This is a genomic window from Tateyamaria sp. GN1-10 (genome assembly GCF_055693845.1).
Window position 1 is genome coordinate 486,018 of record NZ_JBVFUR010000004.1, and the last position, 15,856, is coordinate 501,873.

Annotated in this window: 20 protein-coding genes and 1 tRNA gene; 8 read left to right on the plus strand and 13 right to left on the minus strand. The window is 58.3% G+C overall.

Features of this window, described 5'->3' with window-relative positions; translation table 11 throughout:
- Positions 1 to 85: 85 nt before the first annotated feature.
- A complete protein-coding gene (locus tag ACZ1HN_RS04275) occupies positions 86 to 454 on the plus strand; it encodes a DUF1304 domain-containing protein (protein ID WP_472726595.1) in 369 nt (122 codons plus the stop codon).
- Here ACZ1HN_RS04275 and mtaB read toward each other — a convergent pair.
- Both mtaB and dapF read right to left on the minus strand, forming a co-directional pair.
- Positions 451 to 1,698 (minus strand): tRNA (N(6)-L-threonylcarbamoyladenosine(37)-C(2))-methylthiotransferase MtaB, encoded by a 1,248-nt coding sequence (gene mtaB, locus ACZ1HN_RS04280; RefSeq protein WP_472726596.1) that lies wholly within the window; start codon positions 1,696 to 1,698, stop codon positions 451 to 453. The two genes, ACZ1HN_RS04275 and mtaB, sit on opposite strands and share 4 nt — an antisense overlap.
- A complete protein-coding gene (dapF, locus tag ACZ1HN_RS04285) occupies positions 1,695 to 2,534 on the minus strand; it encodes a diaminopimelate epimerase (RefSeq protein WP_472726597.1) in 840 nt (279 codons plus the stop codon). The genes mtaB and dapF overlap by 4 nt, the downstream gene beginning before the upstream one ends.
- 97 nt (positions 2,535 to 2,631) lie before the next feature.
- Here dapF and ACZ1HN_RS04290 point away from each other — a divergent pair.
- Positions 2,632 to 2,707 (plus strand) — tRNA-Lys (locus tag ACZ1HN_RS04290).
- 184 nt (positions 2,708 to 2,891) lie between these two features.
- Positions 2,892 to 3,164 carry a hypothetical protein gene (locus ACZ1HN_RS04295; protein ID WP_472729275.1) on the plus strand — a complete coding sequence of 91 codons (273 nt, stop codon included), beginning with the start codon at positions 2,892 to 2,894 and terminating at the stop codon, positions 3,162 to 3,164.
- A gap of 311 nt (positions 3,165 to 3,475) precedes the next feature.
- Here the strand turns inward: ACZ1HN_RS04295 and ACZ1HN_RS04300 are convergent, their stop codons facing one another.
- Positions 3,476 to 3,610 carry a hypothetical protein gene (locus tag ACZ1HN_RS04300; protein WP_299705076.1) on the minus strand — a complete coding sequence of 45 codons (135 nt, stop codon included), beginning with the start codon at positions 3,608 to 3,610 and terminating at the stop codon, positions 3,476 to 3,478.
- A 254-nt stretch (positions 3,611 to 3,864) separates the two neighbouring features.
- Between ACZ1HN_RS04300 and ACZ1HN_RS04305 the strand changes: the two genes are divergently transcribed.
- The gene (locus tag ACZ1HN_RS04305) at positions 3,865 to 4,071 is read left to right on the plus strand and encodes a cold-shock protein (protein WP_299705074.1); all 207 of its coding nucleotides are present in this window, start codon (positions 3,865 to 3,867) and stop codon (positions 4,069 to 4,071) included.
- A 345-nt stretch (positions 4,072 to 4,416) separates the two neighbouring features.
- Positions 4,417 to 5,076: a hypothetical protein gene (locus ACZ1HN_RS04310; RefSeq protein WP_472726598.1), complete on the plus strand. Its 660-nt coding sequence runs from the start codon at positions 4,417 to 4,419 to the stop codon at positions 5,074 to 5,076.
- 827 nt (positions 5,077 to 5,903) lie between these two features.
- On the opposite strand, the gene ACZ1HN_RS04315 is transcribed toward ACZ1HN_RS04310, so the two are convergent.
- Genes ACZ1HN_RS04315 through ACZ1HN_RS04355 form a run of 9 tightly spaced genes read right to left on the minus strand, consistent with a single transcriptional unit; the run spans position 5,904 to position 12,934 of the window.
- Entirely contained in the window at positions 5,904 to 6,572 is a 669-nt protein-coding gene (locus tag ACZ1HN_RS04315; RefSeq protein WP_472726599.1) for an NnrU family protein, read from the minus strand.
- Complete coding sequence (locus tag ACZ1HN_RS04320) at positions 6,569 to 7,738, minus strand: NnrS family protein (protein ID WP_472726600.1); 1,170 nt, start codon at positions 7,736 to 7,738, stop codon at positions 6,569 to 6,571. Before ACZ1HN_RS04320 ends, ACZ1HN_RS04315 begins: the two co-directional genes overlap by 4 nt.
- Positions 7,739 to 7,761: 23 nt before the next feature.
- Positions 7,762 to 8,016, minus strand: a complete 255-nt coding sequence (locus tag ACZ1HN_RS04325) for a DUF6522 family protein (protein ID WP_299601193.1) — start codon at positions 8,014 to 8,016, stop codon at positions 7,762 to 7,764.
- Positions 8,013 to 8,270, minus strand: a complete 258-nt coding sequence (locus ACZ1HN_RS04330; RefSeq protein WP_472726601.1) for an NnrT protein — start codon at positions 8,268 to 8,270, stop codon at positions 8,013 to 8,015. The genes ACZ1HN_RS04325 and ACZ1HN_RS04330 overlap by 4 nt, the downstream gene beginning before the upstream one ends.
- Positions 8,249 to 8,431, minus strand: a complete 183-nt coding sequence (locus ACZ1HN_RS04335) for a protein NnrT (RefSeq protein WP_472726602.1) — start codon at positions 8,429 to 8,431, stop codon at positions 8,249 to 8,251. The genes ACZ1HN_RS04330 and ACZ1HN_RS04335 overlap by 22 nt, the downstream gene beginning before the upstream one ends.
- Before the next feature lies 1 nt (position 8,432).
- On the minus strand, positions 8,433 to 10,316 hold the full coding sequence (locus tag ACZ1HN_RS04340) for a nitric oxide reductase activation protein NorD (RefSeq protein WP_472726603.1): 1,884 nt from the start codon (positions 10,314 to 10,316) through the stop codon (positions 8,433 to 8,435).
- A 4-nt stretch (positions 10,317 to 10,320) separates the two neighbouring features.
- Complete coding sequence (locus ACZ1HN_RS04345; protein WP_472726604.1) at positions 10,321 to 11,115, minus strand: AAA family ATPase; 795 nt, start codon at positions 11,113 to 11,115, stop codon at positions 10,321 to 10,323.
- Between the two features lie 3 nt (positions 11,116 to 11,118).
- Positions 11,119 to 12,468, minus strand: a complete 1,350-nt coding sequence (locus ACZ1HN_RS04350) for a cbb3-type cytochrome c oxidase subunit I (RefSeq protein ID WP_472726605.1) — start codon at positions 12,466 to 12,468, stop codon at positions 11,119 to 11,121.
- Between the two features lie 13 nt (positions 12,469 to 12,481).
- Positions 12,482 to 12,934, minus strand: a complete 453-nt coding sequence (locus ACZ1HN_RS04355; protein WP_472726606.1) for a c-type cytochrome — start codon at positions 12,932 to 12,934, stop codon at positions 12,482 to 12,484.
- Between the two features lie 122 nt (positions 12,935 to 13,056).
- Between ACZ1HN_RS04355 and ACZ1HN_RS04360 the strand changes: the two genes are divergently transcribed.
- Positions 13,057 to 13,269, plus strand: a complete 213-nt coding sequence (locus ACZ1HN_RS04360; RefSeq protein ID WP_472726607.1) for a DUF1858 domain-containing protein — start codon at positions 13,057 to 13,059, stop codon at positions 13,267 to 13,269.
- Here ACZ1HN_RS04360 and ACZ1HN_RS04365 read toward each other — a convergent pair.
- On the minus strand, positions 13,256 to 13,969 hold the full coding sequence (locus ACZ1HN_RS04365; RefSeq protein WP_472726608.1) for a Crp/Fnr family transcriptional regulator: 714 nt from the start codon (positions 13,967 to 13,969) through the stop codon (positions 13,256 to 13,258). The two genes, ACZ1HN_RS04360 and ACZ1HN_RS04365, sit on opposite strands and share 14 nt — an antisense overlap.
- A 161-nt stretch (positions 13,970 to 14,130) precedes the next feature.
- Here ACZ1HN_RS04365 and ACZ1HN_RS04370 point away from each other — a divergent pair, with 161 nt between their 5' ends.
- Positions 14,131 to 14,562 (plus strand): pseudoazurin, encoded by a 432-nt coding sequence (locus tag ACZ1HN_RS04370; protein WP_472726609.1) that lies wholly within the window; start codon positions 14,131 to 14,133, stop codon positions 14,560 to 14,562.
- A gap of 61 nt (positions 14,563 to 14,623) precedes the next feature.
- Positions 14,624 to 15,841 (plus strand): copper-containing nitrite reductase, encoded by a 1,218-nt coding sequence (gene nirK, locus ACZ1HN_RS04375; protein ID WP_472726610.1) that lies wholly within the window; start codon positions 14,624 to 14,626, stop codon positions 15,839 to 15,841.
- The last annotated feature ends 15 nt before the right edge of the window (positions 15,842 to 15,856 follow it).

The window sequence follows — 15,856 nt, forward strand, 5'->3', positions numbered from 1 at the left end:
CTTTTTTGTTAGGCAATGGAAACTGCTTGCGCGGCAGGGGGTCTTTCGATCACAGTTTTGAGCATTCATCTCCTTCGGAGGGCTCATGTCTCTTGTTTCCAAAATTCTCGTTGGTCTTGTTGCCCTGACGCATGTCTATTTCTGCTATTTGGAAATGTTTGCCTGGGAGACACGGGGACCCGAAGTGTTCACATTCATGGCACCCGAGCTTTTCGCCCCAACCAAGGTTCTGGCGGCCAATCAGGGTCTGTATAACCTCTTTCTGGCGGGTGGTCTGATTTGGGCGTTGCTTGTGCAGTCGACCCAGTGGCAACGCCATATTGCAACGTACTTTTTGCTGTGCGTTCTGGTTGCAGGCCTGTACGGCGCATTGGCGTTTACCGTGACACTCTATGTTCAGGCGATCCCGGCTGCGATTGCATTGGCGAGCGTGTTTATCTGGCGCAAGGCCTAAGCCACCAATTGCCCATCGCGGGCGCCTGATATGCGCGTGGTGACAATCTGCCCCTCTGCTTGGGGCGTGTCGAATGTGACTTCGGTGAACTGTTCGGTGCGGCCCATGTGTGGGTTTTCCATCAGGACGTGATGGGTTTTGCCGTGCTGCGCGGCGAGGTGTTCTACCACTTGCTTTTCACCGACTGCGCGGAGACGGGCCGCTCGTTCCTTGATAGCCGTGCCGTTCACCTGCGGCATCCGTGCAGCAGGCGTGCCGGGGCGAGGCGAGTAGGGGAAGACGTGTAGCCATGTGAGGTCGCAGTCTTCGACCAGCTTCAGAGAGTTGTCGAACATCGCTTCGGTTTCGGTCGGGAAGCCTGCGATGATGTCCGCGCCAAAGGTCATGTCGGGCCGCAGTTTGCGGGCCTCTTGTGCAAAGCGGATAGCATCGTCGCGCAGGTGGCGGCGTTTCATGCGTTTGAGGATCAGGTCGTCGCCATGCTGCAGCGACAGGTGCAGGTGGGGCATCAGGCGCGGTTCGGTGGCGATGGCCTGCATCAGTGCCTCGTCCACCTCAATCGAGTCGATGGAGCTGATCCGCAGGCGTGGCAGGTCGGGCACCAGTTTCAGGATGCGCATGACCAGGTCGCCAAGCTGGGGCTCTCCCGGCAGGTCAGCGCCCCAAGAGGTGAGATCAACGCCAGTGAGCACCACCTCATTGAAGCCACGGTCGACCAGTCGCTTGATCTGATCGACCACAACGCCTGCCGGGACCGAGCGCGAGTTGCCGCGGCCATATGGGATGATGCAGAAGGTGCAGCGGTGGTCGCAGCCGTTCTGGACCTGCACATAGGCGCGGCTGCGGGTGCCAAACCCGTCGATCAGGTGACCTGCTGTTTCCGTGACCGACATGATATCGTCGACCTGCACGGGTTCGGTGCCAAAGTCACCGGCGAGCCCCGCCCATGTGCTGGCCTGCATCTTTTCCGTGTTGCCGATGACTGCGTCGACCTCGTCCATGTTGGCAAAGGTGTCGGGTTCCGTCTGGGCGGCGCAGCCTGTGACGATCAGTTTGGCGTCTGGATGGGTGCGGCGAAGCTTGCGAATGTCCTGGCGCGCCTTGCGCACCGCCTCGGCTGTTACCGCGCAGGTGTTGATCACAACGGCGTTCTTGACACCCGCTTGGGTCGCCAATTCTTCCATCGCCTTAGTTTCGTAGGCGTTGAGGCGGCAGCCGTGATTGGAGAAGACGGGCGCGGTCATAGGCTTTGCAGGAATTCTGCCGTGAGCTTGCCGTCAAACACATGGGCCGTTGGGCCGGACATCCAGACGCCATCGTCGCGCCAGTCGATGTGCAGCGTGCCGCCATCAAGGTCGATCTGCACCTTACGCCCTGTTAGGCCGCGCCGTGCGGCCGCCACCGCTGTTGCGCAGGAAGACGAACCCGACGCCAAAGTGATCCCGGTTCCGCGTTCCCAGACGCGCATGCGGATATGGTCGGGTCCGACAACCTGGGCGAATTGCACATTTGTACGTTCGGGAAAGAGGGTGTGATGCTCGATCTTCGGGCCGATGGTGGCGAGGTCGACTGTTGAAAGGTCATCAACGAAGAAGGTGCAATGCGGGTTGCCCATGCCGGTGCCAACCGGATCGCCCTCAATGGGAAGCGAGAGTGTATCCACATCCTTGGCCAGGGGGATGTCCTGCCAGTCCAGTTGTGGGTGGCCCATGTTAACCGCCGTGCTGCCGTCATCGTTTCGCACCGCATTGAGCATGCCACGTCCGGTTACATGGATGTCGAGGTGATCTGCCGCGCGCTGTGCAAGCTCGTGTGCAGCGATGCACCGGGTCGCGTTGCCACAGGCCGCTGATTGCGAGCCATCCGCGTTGTAGAACGTGATCGTCAGGTCAGACCCGTTAGTGATCAGCGCAAGCTGATCGAACCCGACGCCGCGATGCCTGTCTGCCAATGCGCGCACCAGCGATTCCGTGAGGTCAACGGGTGCATTGCGACCGTCGATCACGACAAAATCGTTGCCCGCCCCGTGCATCTTCATGAAGGGCCAGTGAGAGGTCGCCATATCTGCCATGCGGCGCATATAACGCCCGGATTTTGGGGAATCCAGTATGTCGCAGAAAAACATCCGAGAATCGGCTTGACCCTTTGGCCGACCCTTTCTAGATAGGCCGCCTAGTGGGCCGTTAGCTCAGTTGGTAGAGCAACTGACTTTTAATCAGTGGGTCGCAGGTTCGAACCCTGCACGGCTCACCACTGAAATCAGTGACAAATGACACCTGATCGTTCCTTTGCGACGGGATTTTGTCCTTTTTGCGGGTCGCTTACAATACTGCGCGACGTTCTTAGTCTAGCAAATCATCGCCAGGCTGACCGTCCTTAATTCATACCCTGTAGTGATCGCGTTTGTTGCAGAAAATTTGATCAGGCGCGCGCCATCATCGAACGTGTCAACGCGCCGAACCTCAGGCTTATGTTCAATTGTTATCACATCGGCAGGACAGAGGGTGATGTGATGACCCGGTTGACCGACCTGTTGCCCGTGATCGGCCATATCCAATTCGCTTCCGTGCCGGACAGAGGTGCTCTGGATCATGGCGAGCTGAACTATAAGGCCATCTTCGCGCATATTGCGTCACTTAAATGGAACGTCCTGCTGGCGCAGAGTTCAGTCCGGGGTCTGACCAGGTCTTTAGTTGGCGGAAGTTGTTAATACCCAAAGGCAAAACAGTTTTCTAGCGCCAGCGCGGTATTTCACACAGGCCCAGTCGACGTTTACTTGGTCAATAAGAGCGTGGGTTGAAGCAGCTTTTGGTTACACGATCGCGACTTGCTCCCGGAGCGCGAGATCGTAGGCATTCTACGCGATGCTGCTGAAACCCTCGAAAACGCACAGGACCCTGAACCGGAACGGCACGTGCACGCGGCGGCAGCGGATCTGATCAACGAGATCCTTGAAGGAGGAATCCTGTTGAATCGAACTTAGTTCTAACTGGGCGAACCAGAAGTCCTACGACGCGCCTGTCAGTCCTGTGACGGATCGACCGGCTTGGTCCCCGATGCGGGACTTTCGCTCGTTTTGGTCAGTGATTTCGGTTCTTTTTCTTGCAAGGCCTTTTTATCGGCGGCCTCTTTCTTTGCCAGGTCGTTGAACGACATGCGGGCTTTCCTTTGCGCGCTACCAGGGTGCCCGGCAGCTTGCTAGCCATAGAAGATCGATGCCCCGTTGGCAAAGGAAAGGTTGGTGTCACACAAGGCGCACCTTGTAACGCGCCCGGGCAGGCACCACGTTTAAAGTGCTACTGACCTCCATTCGACTTTCTGTTTTCCTTTATCGGCTCACAGCGCTCGACATTGTCGTGAGAAGCCGGGCTGCCGCATGTCGTGGGCAGCGATCATAAGGGAAAACTCACATGGCCAATGGCACAGTGAAATGGTTCAACACCACTAAAGGCTTCGGCTTTATAGCGCCGGAATCGGGTGGAAAGGATGTGTTCCTGCACATTTCCGCACTCGAGCGCGCGGGGATGACGAGCTTGAACGACGACCAAAAGGTGACGTACGATATCGAGCCTGGCAAAGACGGCCGCGAAAGTGCGACTAACATCGCGCTCGCCTGAGCATTGCCCGGGGGCGCTCTTTCGGAGCGCCCATCCCTGCGTAAGGTGACCTCGCTGACGCAATCGAAGCTTCTAGCCTGAGCACCATCGTATCCGATCATACGCACGCCCGTCTCGCGACTAAATCGTCGACTGGTCGACCGCTTGTTTCCGATCCGAACGTTTTCAGCCTGCTGGACGTGCTTGAAAAGCTGGTGCGTTCACAGCGCACTCAATTCACCACTTCGCAATTCAGGCGGCTTGGCGCCGTGGCGCTACGCCAAAAAGCCATAGGCCTGCGTCTTAACGGCATCGACATACAGTGACGTCGCGCATCGAAAATTACCGTCCGAAAGGGGATATCCAATGACAGATTCAAGCTTGGGGCACCGATCAAACAGGGGTGAAAACCTTTTCAATGGCATGACGAAGCCTAAGAAAGCCAAAGTCGGCAAGACAGAAGCGCGGCCTCCAATACACGTGGGCGAGCACGGCAGATATCAAATCAAGTCCGGTGTTCTCGCGGGTAAATTCGTCGCGCGCGCTTTTGCAAAACCGCCAACCGAGGCGCGCGGCGTGATCGCCGAGGCAAGCGGTGAAACCGAAGAAGCCGCGATCATCGCCTTGCACGATGTCATCGACGCAAGGGAGAACCGCAGGATTGAAGCCCGTAGAAAAGACCCGCGCACAGGTATCTCGGTACCGAGCGTCGAGGAATACGCTGAAGCTCTCGGACACGCTGCGCTGACAAGCCCGCAGCGCGCGATGCTGACGGCATTGTCGATAGCAGATGCAGACGGGCTGACAGATGAGCAACTGGCGAAAGCGGCGGGGTACAAGTCGCAGACATCGGCGAACAGATCACTCGCGAATGCAGATCGTTTGTTCTCCGACTATTTTGCCCTTGAGACGGATCTCGAAAGTGACGTCCGCCGCTTTGGAAAGCAGTTCGCTTCTTGCGTTCCGGGGCGAGCCGCACGACGAAACAGATCCCGGAAATTGGATACTCTATCCGGAACTGCGTGATGCCGTGAGAGCAACCTTTTGATGGAATTGGAAGGACGCCTGTGTACGCCGCAGGGACAATCGGTGGGAACGGCGGAGAGCAAACCGGAAAGACCGAATACAAGTTGCGACGTAGCGGTCGTTTCTGGCCGATCATCCGCTCTTTTTCCAAGCTCGGTGTTTTGGGGTGACTGCGGGAAGCTGGACTCTTGGCCTAACGTGCCCTCCAATCCTCCCGCCCAGCCCAACATCAGCACCGCGCTGACACCACAACTCTACTTGCTTGGGCAATGGCCAATGTTCGGACGAATAATTCGGTGAACCAATCGCGGACGCTCCAGGCTGTTTGAGGCTCAAGTGAGCGCGGCACCAAACCCCGGCTCAAAGCGCGGCACTAACCTGGCATGCCCTGGAACAGCAGCAATGTCGGTGAGACGTAAATCGGTTTATCTGTTTACGCTGCGCAGGGAATGAATGGCCGGTTTCTCAGTATCGTAGCAGCAACAGAAAACCCGCGTGTGCGCCAATACTCGTGCTGCGAGCGCACACAGCGAGAAATTCGAATTCACAGGGTGGGCTCACTGCAGACATCAGAGGCGGCGCGGCATCTTGCCATGCGCTCTTTCGATAAGCGTTGCTCGCGGCCCATACCGGCATTTCGACACCTTGTTGTTGTTCTGTAGTCGCAACCCACATTGCCGCCATTCGCTGCAGGGGCAAGTTTTGGTGCTGACCGGGCCCACAATCCGCTGATTTAGCTGCCGTTTGTCTGAGTTATTCGCTAGTCGGGCATCTTGATCACGAATACTCGATAGAGCCGGGCGACCACCAAGTGTGGCTCTACGTGTTCAGAATGCCGAAACGCCAATCACCACAGGATGCAAGCTCAGTAGCGTCACAAACGCAGCCAAACCTGCTGCAACCCGCAGCACCATGCTTGCCCAAGACACAGGTGCTTGGCAAATTGGAGCCGTCACGACCGCAGTGTTCAGAGCATCCCACTGATTTGCCCCCATCTCGCGCCGTTTGCGCACATTGATTAGCGCGCGTCCTGCAATAGCAAAACCCCCCAACACACCAAACAAGAGCACATGTGCCAAATCGCCATTCGGTAGCATATGGAGTACGGCCCAAAGCGCCAGCGCCAGCAAGATGGGATGGCGGGTGATGCGAACGATGCCGGGCCGTGCGGGATCGAAACCGTTGTGCCGCGCGCCACCGAAGGAGAATGGATTGGGTCGCCCAATAGTGAATGCCAGGATCAGGCACACGGCCAACATGCCCAGATGCACCACATGGCGTTGCCAACCCATCTGTGGCCAAAGCTGGATGTAGGGCGCTTGCCCTGCGGACCAGATCAGCAAAGACAACACCGCAACGGACAGAATTGAGTAGGCGATGCCAAAACCACGCAGTCCGATACGCGCAGTGATCCGCGATTTGATGGCAGGCCGCACCGGAACGGAATGCGTCGCGAAAAACAGTGCGAAAACAACCGCATATACGGCCCAACTCAAGGTGCCTTCTCCGGTGTCCGGCGCAACAGTGACGGGCCATAGACGATGGCAAAGCCCACAAACGCAGCCAGCCACAAGACACCCGATGCATAGTTTAACTCAACTACTAACGACGTCAGAAAGCGTGTCAGGGCAGCGCCGAACACGCATAGATAGATCACGACAGTCGCACGTGACGCGGTGAGGGTCTGCCCAGTGTGACCCAGTGTAGCGCGGGTCATCACGGCAAGCGTCATGGATCCAATCGCCCCGGTCATCCACAGATGCTGCGCGCCCGCCGTGCTGGGATTGCCAAGGATTTGATCCATCCCAAGGGCAAAGGCCCCCAACGGGATGAACGCATATGACAGGTGAAGAACCCATACCAATGGCTCACCCAGCGTGTGATGCGGCTGCCAACGGATTTGACGTGTCAGATGTAGCCCGCTCATGATCAAGAGCGCAATGCCTGTATGAAACTCAAATGGGTGCACAACCCACAAGACCAAGATGGGCAAGCTGGACAGCAAGACCAGTTTGTCAAACCTCTGCATTGGTGGTGCGGGTCGCGCAGGGTCTTCACGATGGGCCAGCCAGTTGCGGGTGAAGGACGGTATGATCCGCCCCCCGATAACGCCGATCATCATCACGGCCGTCGCTACGCCCAGTCGCAGGCCCGTCCCTTGCGCCGCATAGACACCCTCCAGCGCCTCTAGGTGGAAGAGCGCATTGGCCATCGTAAACGCGGCCAGCAGGGCTAAGACGATCAGGTTGCGCCAGTTTTTGCCTGCAATGATCTCTCGCAAGATCAACGCACCCAGCACCACCGGGAAAGCCAGATCGATGACAGGCGCGACCGCCGCCGGCAGAGCAGCGGAAAAAAGGATCGCGATCCGCCCTGCACCCCAGAGCGCAAAAAGCGCCGCCAGTGGCCTGCCGACCATCGGCAAGCAACCCGTCCAATTTGGTACGGCCGTCAGCAGAAAGCCGGCCAGAATTGCACCAAGATAACCGAAGAGAAATTCGTGCGCATGCCAGCTGACCGGGTCGAAGCGTGTCGGCACGTCAATCATCCCGGACAAAGAAAAGAGCCACAGCACCATGGAGACGGCGACCCAAACCGCTCCGAAAAGAAAGAAGGGCCGGAAACCGAAACTGAACAACGCTGGCCCTCGCCATGCACGCATTTGTTCTGATGACGATTGTACCATCAATTGGTCTCCGTATTCGTACGGATCGTGCTGAGGACCGTGCCATCGTCGGCACAGGTCAACCGAACCCGCCTGCCGCCGCAGTAGAACGTTAGGCGAAACCGGCCTGCATCTTCATCCTGCCCGATCTCGTACTTGCTTGTAATCTCACCCGCGCGCATCTTTTCCTGCACGTCCGCCGGCGCGATTTCCAACAGCTTGCCAAGGTCACGGGCGTCGATCACAGGTTGACCGTCGGTGATGTCGATCTTCATGTTGCCTCCGTGTTGTCAGCCACGTCCATCAGGTGGCGGATATGTCGCGCAAAGTACCAGGTTGCAGGACCGCCGACGACGCATCCAAGCACAATGGACCAACCGGTTGAGGCCACTGGCCCGCCGATCCAACTGAGGATCAACGACGCAAAGAACACGTTGACCCCGGCGGCCCCCGCTCCGAACGGATAGAGAGCCAATGCGATACGCAGCGTGGACCAGCCTTGCCGGGTCATCTGCGCGAAACGAGCCATTGAACCGCGACCATGGCCGCCAAAAAGGTCACGCAGGCCAAAGCATACCAGAATTCGGCGGTCGCCGATTGCGCCTGCGGGATCGGGCGATCGAATTCTTTGGCAATGCCGGTGGTGGCCAGACTGCAGAACAGGGTGGTGAAGCCGATGAGGTGGCGCATGTCAGGTCTCCTGTGTCAGGGTGCGATAGATATCGGGTAAGGCTCGGGGCAGGCGATTTGCATCCGGCAACAGCGTGAACCCCCCGCGCCCGAAGATACGGGTGAACCAGTCCTGCCCATCCTCGTCGATGATGATGCCGTACAGGCTCATGCCCGCGTTGCGGACCTCGCGCACCGCCATATGGCTGTCCTCAATCCCGTGTTGGCCTTCGTAATGGTCCAGATCGTTGGGCTTGCCATCGGTCAAAACGATCAGAAGCTTGCGTGCAGAGACCTCTTCAGCCAATTGCGCGGACACATGACGGATCGCGGCGCCAAGGCGCGTGTAGTGGTCGGGCTTCAACGCGCCGATATTGGCGGTGATCTCGGGCGACATGGCGTCGTCGAACCCCTTGCAGCGGTTCAGGAAAACACGATCACGGCGCAGCGATGAAAAACCCCAGATCCCCAGTCGGTCGCCCGCCGCGTCGATGCCGGTGGCCAGCGCGGCCATCGTGTGGCGTGCGACTTCGATCACGCTGGTGTCGCCAATGGCGGCCTCGGTGGATCTAGAATTGTCGATGAGGAAGGCGACGGACAAGTCGCGCTCAACCTGTCGCGCGGATTGCCAGATGCGATCCGATCCGCGCCCGGTGGCGCGCAGATCGGTTTGTGCGGTCAACAACGCGTCAAGATCCAGCTCTGAGCCGTCCACCTGGCGTGGTTGCAGGATACGACGCGGGCGCATCGCCTCGAACTGACGGCGCACATCCCGCACCCGGCGCGCGTTGGGCATAAAGGCCGTGCCATTGGGTTGCGCCGGTGCATCCAGGACACGGCAGTGATTGGCCATGTAACTGCGAGAGCGGTGGTTCCATTCGGGATAGGTATGAATGCCAGACAGCGCCTCGTGATCCGCATCAGCAGGCGACAGATCGAGATGCAGGCGCAGACGGGTCGCGGTCTTGCGATCCTGTTTGGTCAGGACAATCTCGTCCTGATCATCGGCTGCCTTTTGCGCGTTCTCGTCATTGTCGTCATCCACGCTGCGGTTGATGTTCATCGACTCGACCCATGACAGGATCGACTCGAACCGGTGCATGATAAAACTGTCGCTGCGGTTGTTTTGTTCATGCTCCTTGCGCGCGCCCAACTTGCGGCTGGTGTGTGCGGCAGTCGGTGGCGGTGCCACGGGATCTGCGCTGTCTTCGCTTGCGGGAATACCAGCACCAGGATGCGTAAAATGCAGCCAGATCGGAACCGGTGCAAAGGGCCGATATCTACGCAAAAACAGTTCGACCTCAAGGGCTTGGGTGCTCGCACAGAGGTGATGGCAAATGGCCGTCTCAATCGCCTCCTCTTGCGCGGGGCGGATCACCTTCGGACGCAGCGCGAGACAGATTGTCGACATGCCGCGGTACGCCTTACGCAGACCCGGACAGGCAGCAAAAGCTGCATCAGCCGCAGCTGTGTTGGCTGTGATCTGTGCGCAATCATGCGCCGGGCCATCAACAGGCAATATCAAGGTTGCCGGATCGCTGTGTGCGGCCAGAGCGGTCAGCCAGAAATAGGCGGCGCGGTTGAGGTCCGCGTCAGGAAATACGGCGATCACGGGCGGCAAATTCAACCGCTCGCCGTCAAAGCTGGGCTTCCATTCGCGGTCCCGATCCGCGCCCAGCTTGCGACGCAACGGGCGGCGGTGTTGCATCAGTGTCGCGGGCGCTTCGCGCAACTCTACCCCGGGCGCGCCGGCAAGCGCCCGGAACAGCACTGACAGGCTTGGCCGGACTGAGGCGAGCGTGACTGCCGCCTCGGGAAAGGTAACATCCGCGCCGATCCCCTTTGCCATATCGTGCCACAGGTTGCCGACCGTCTCTTCTGGCTCCATGAGGTCAAGAAGACGCATAGCGTTATCCGTAAATCGTACTGACAAGGTCACGCAGCGATTGCTGCACGTCGGGCTCATCGCTGAGTGGCTCAATCACTGCGGCCTCAAGCGCCTGATCCACCCCCATACCGTCCGCCATCAAGGTGGCCGCATAGATCAGCAAGCGGGTCGAGACACCTTCTTCCAGATCCATGCCCGACAGATTTCGGATGTGCCCCGCCAACCGAACGAGCGGTGCAACGCGCCCCGGTTCCAGCCGGCTTTCGCTGGCAACCACGGCGATTTCCGTTTCAGCCTTGGGGAAGTCGAAGCTGATCGACAAAAACCGTTGCCTTGTCGAGGGCTTCAATCGTTTCAGGACGTTCTGATAGCCCGGATTGTAGCTGGCCACGAGCATGAACCCCGCCGGTGCCACAAGCTCCTCGCCTGTACGGTCGATCATCAGGGTCCGTCGTGTGTCCGTCAGCGGGTGCAGCACCACGGTGACGTCCTTGCGCGCCTCCACCACCTCATCAAGGTAGCAAATGCCGCCCTCGCGCACCGCGCGGGTTAGCGGGCCGTCAACCCAGACGGTTTCCCCGCCCTTGAGCAAATACCGACCGATCAGGTCCGCCGCTGACAGATCATCATGGCAGGCGACGGTATAGAGCGGCCTACCCAGTTTCGCGGTCATGTGTTCTACAAATCGGGTTTTGCCGCAGCCGGTCGGTCCCTTCAGAAGAAGGGGCAAACCGTTGTCATAGGCCGTCTCGAACAGGTCGCATTCGCGGCCCGTGGGCTGGTAGAACGGCAGGGTTGGTGTGGTTGCGATGTTCATGGCTCAATCTCCCGGAATAGGGTTGGCGGGGCCCGGCGTGATGATCTCGTCCTTCCGCACCACAAGCATCGAGTAGATGAAGAGCAGTGCACCCAGCACGACAGCTGCACCGGCGCCGAACCGCATCAGGTAGAAGATCGCGAGATCGTCCTGGACGGTCATGTAGTAATCGCCGATCACCCGCTGCATGTGCGTCTGGATCGTGCCTGCGAAGGTCAGCACGAAGGTCATGAAAGCCATGCCTCCGGTCATCAGCCAGAAGCTGCCCATATTGAGCACCTGGTTGTAGGGCTCCCGTCCCCGCAGCATCGGCATCGCGTAGGTGAAAACCGCGAGGTTCAGCGCGACATAGGCCCCGTAGAAGGCGAGGTGCCCGTGCGCTGCGGTGATCTGCGTGCCGTGGCTGTAGAAGTTAACGCCGTGCAGAGTGTGCAGGAAACCCCAGACGCCCGCGCCGAAGAAGGCGACGGTGGACGACCCAAGCGACCACAGGAGAGCCGCCTTGTTAGGGTGGTTCTTCCGCCCCTTCCAGACCATGACAAACGCGAAGCTCATCATCAGAAAGAAGGGGATCACCTCAAAGGTTGAGAAGATGGAGCCGACCCACTGCCAGTACCCGGGCAAACCGATCCAATAGAAGTGGTGCCCAGTGCCAAGGATGCCGGAGAAGAGCGCAGTGGCGACGATGACGTAAAGCCACTTTTCCACCACCTCGCGGTCGACACCCGTCAGCTTCAGCAGCAGGAATGCGAGGATTGCCGCCATGACCAATTCCCAGGTCGCCTCGACCCAGAGGTGCACGACGAACCACCAGTACATCTTGTCCAATGACAGATTGTCAGGATTGATAAAGGCAAAGATCCAAAGCAGCGACAGCAGCCACAGCCCCATGAGCAGCACATTGGTGATCGCGGTTTTTTTGCCCGCAAGCACTGTCATCGAAATGTTCAACAGGAAGATCAATGCGGCGACGAGAATGCCGAACTTGACCCAAAGGGGCTGTTCGAGAAACTCGCGCCCGCCATGGATACCGACGAGATAGCTGCCGACAGCGCCAAGCGTTCCGACCAGCAAGATGATCAGCTGGATGTAAGCGAGTTTTGGAGACCAGATTTCACGCTCTGACTCCTCAGGGATCAGGAAGTAAGCCGCACCGAAGAAGCCCAGCAGCAGCCACACGATCAGCGCATTGGTATGAAGCATGCGGATCACGTTGAAGGGCAGCAACTCGGACAAGAAGTTGGGCGAGACATAGACCCAACCCGCCAGCAGGCCGCCCAGCACCTGGATGCCAAACAGAGCCATCGCGGCGAGGAAGTACCAGTACGCAACTTTTTGTGTTTCGTATTTCATGGTTTTCGCCTCCTTATCCGGCGTCGTTGGGCGGCCAGCCCTGCGTGTCTGTCTGGTCTGCCCAACGCAGGAATTCCGCGAGGCCGCGAATGTCTTCATCCGACAACTCGTAGCGCGGCATCTGACGGCGGCCTTCAATGCCGCTGGGCTGGCCTTCGATCCAACCTTTGAGCGTTTCGAAGGCATCTTCAGGACTGTCTTGGACGCCCCAACGGGTCATCACATTGCCCACCTCGGGGGCAAAGTAGGCACCTTCGCCATGCAAGCTGTGACAGTTGATGCAGGAGTGTCTCTCCCAGACGTGCTTGCCGTGGATCACCTCTTCGCTCAGCTCCATACCGGCGGTCGAGACATTGACGACGTATTTATGGGAGTGGACGGTCATCCCCACGAACACCACTACGAAGAAGATCGAGCCCCCGTAGAAGATGTTGCGCGCCCGCGATTTGGTTAGAAATTCAGCCATGCGAAAGGCCTCCTCAAGTTGGGATACCTTTTGTCTAACCAGTGTGAAGCCGGTGAAGTTTGCGCCAGCGCAACGTTTCGCGAAGTTTCAGTTCTACGGTCGTTTTAAGAAAGGAGGACGGTATGCGCACGTCGAGGATAGACGACCCGGACTTGCCACTGGCCGACATCATGACACACTGGCCTCAGACAATCGCGGTTTTTACAAAGTACAGGATGCTCTGTGTCGGGTGTCTAGTCGGCCCATTCCATACATTGATTGACGCCTGCGCCGCGTATCATCTCGAAGAAGATGCATTCATGGCAGAGTTGAAAGCAGCCATTATGCCTGACTGAGTACCACCAGCGCATGAGAATCGCGCACCATGATCCGTTTGCGCTTGCTTTGCACAAGGCCCTCTTTCTCCCATCTGCTGAGCAAGCGGCTTACGGTGTGTAACGTGGTGGCGGTCAACTCGGACAGATCTTGTCGTGTGATGGGAAAGTCGATCTCGATCCCTTCGGGTACCTTGCGGCCGGTTTGATGGATCAGTCTAAGGAGCGCATTCGCCACCCGCTGTTCGACCTGTTGCGTTGCCATTTCAACGATGCGGTTGTTCATCTCACCTACGCGTTGCCCGAGGATCCTGTAGGTCTCGGTCGCAAACCCGTCATATTCAGATACGAACTTGTCCCACAGCCGTGTTGGCCAACTCAGAGCCAGTGACTCCGTCGCCGTCAACGCCGTCGCCGGATATGTGTCGCGCCCGATCGCCTTAGCAATTCCTATCAATTGACCTGCAGGGATATGGAGTGTTGTCACCTGTTCGCCGGTGGCCGTGATCCGCACCACGCGGACATACCCATCGAGAAGCATGTAGAAGCGTTCCGCCGGTGCGCCCTCTTCAAAGACCGCAATTCCGGTTTCATACCGTTGCGATGACGCTTGATCCAGAATTGTACGGATCTGCCGCTTGTCCAGCTTTGAAAACGGCGGAAGGTGCGTCAGCAGGCTTTCATCCAGCCGCGGCAGAGTTTTGCGAGGTTGACCGTCCATCTTGATAGTCGTGCCACAACGGGCAAGTGGATGCCATGCACCCAAGTGAAAAGGTGCGGGTCGTTGTCTTCTGCATCGTTCTTTGTGCCAGCGCAAAGTTCGGTCCGCGGCATCCGATAATATTCAGATCAACACAAAGGCTGATCTGAAAGGAAATGAAGATGATCCGCAAACTGACAATCGGTTTGGCACTTGCCGCACTGATGAGTGGCGCAGCATTCGCCGAAACAATCGAAGTACAGATGCTGAACAAGGGCTCCGAGGGTGAGCGCATGGTTTTCGAACCTGCCTTCGTTCAAGCGCAGCCGGGTGACACAATCAAATTCCTTGCCGCGGACAAGGGCCACAACGCCGAAGTCAACAAGGGCATGCTGCCCGATGGGGCCGAAGCCTTCAAAGGCAAGATCAACGAAGAGATCGAAGTCACTCTGGATGTCGAAGGCGTCTACGGCGTGATCTGCAAGCCGCATTTCGCCATGGGCATGGTGATGACCATCGCTGTTGGTGACGTGGACGCACCCGAGGATTTCTTCGAAGGCCGCGTGCCGCGCAAGGCCAAGGAACGCTTCGAAGCGCAGCTTGCAAATTTCTGAATACAGACGGCGCCCCGGCGAGCTGTCTTGGCGCCTACATCCAGCCCCCATGGAGGGAACCATGACCAAATTCATCAATCCAGGCCTTGTAAAGACCAGCCGTCGCAACGTCTTGCGCGGCAGTATGCTCGCAGGAGCTGCTGCCGTGACGGGGGCAGGTGCGATGGCAGCGACACACGCGCCAAAGATCAACAAGATCAACGCGACTTCGTCCATGATTTACAAAGCTGCGGGTGAGCAAGCGGCAGACAGCACAGCAGAGCCTGTGGACCTGTCCGGCTATACCCGCGTCAAGCAAGAGTTGGTCTCTCCACCCTTTGCGCCCGAACATGAACAGGTGGCAACAGGCGGCCCCAAGATCATCGAGATCACAATGGAGACCACCGAACGCTTGATGGTCGTTGATGAAGACACCGGGGCCGAGGTTTGGGCGCTGACCTACAATGGGTCGGTCCCCGGTCCGCTCATCATCTGCCATGAAGGCGATATGATCGAGCTGACCCTCCGCAACCCGGTCGACAGCATGATGGAGCATAACATCGACTTTCACGCCTCAACAGGCGCGCTTGGAGGCGGCGGTCTGACCCACGTCTATCCCGGCGAAGAGACCGTGCTGCGTTGGAAAGCGACCAAGCCTGGCTGCTTCACCTATCACTGCGCGCCCGGCGGCGCGATGATCCCCTATCACGTGACCCATGGCATGAATGGCGCCGTGATGGTGCTGCCGCGCGATGGCCTCAAGGACAAGGATGGCAATCCGCTCCAATATGACAAGATCGCATATATCGGTGAGCAGGACTACTATTTGCCGATGGATGAAAATGGCGAGTATCGCAAATACGAGGTGGCAGGCGACGACTATGCCGACAGCCTTGAAGCGATGCGCGGCTTGATCCCGACGCATTCTGTGTTCAACGGCGCTGTTGGCGCCCTGACCGGCGAACATGCACTGACCGCAAATGTCGGTGAAACCGTCCTGATGATCCACAATCAGGCCAATCGGGACTCGCGTCCCCACCTGATCGGCGGCCATGGCACCTACGTCTGGGAAAGTTCGTTCACCGATGCGCCATTGCGAGACATGGAAACCTGGTTTGTGCGTGGCGGCAGTGCAGTGGCCGCGATGTACACTTTCGAACAACCAGGCGTGTATGCCTACTTGAACCACAACCTGATCGAAGGCGTCATGCTGGGTGCCACCGCACACTTTGTTGTGCAAGGCGAATGGGACAACAACTTGATGGAGCAAGTCGTGGCCCCACGGGAATTTACAACCTGAAAAGGCAGGAGAAAG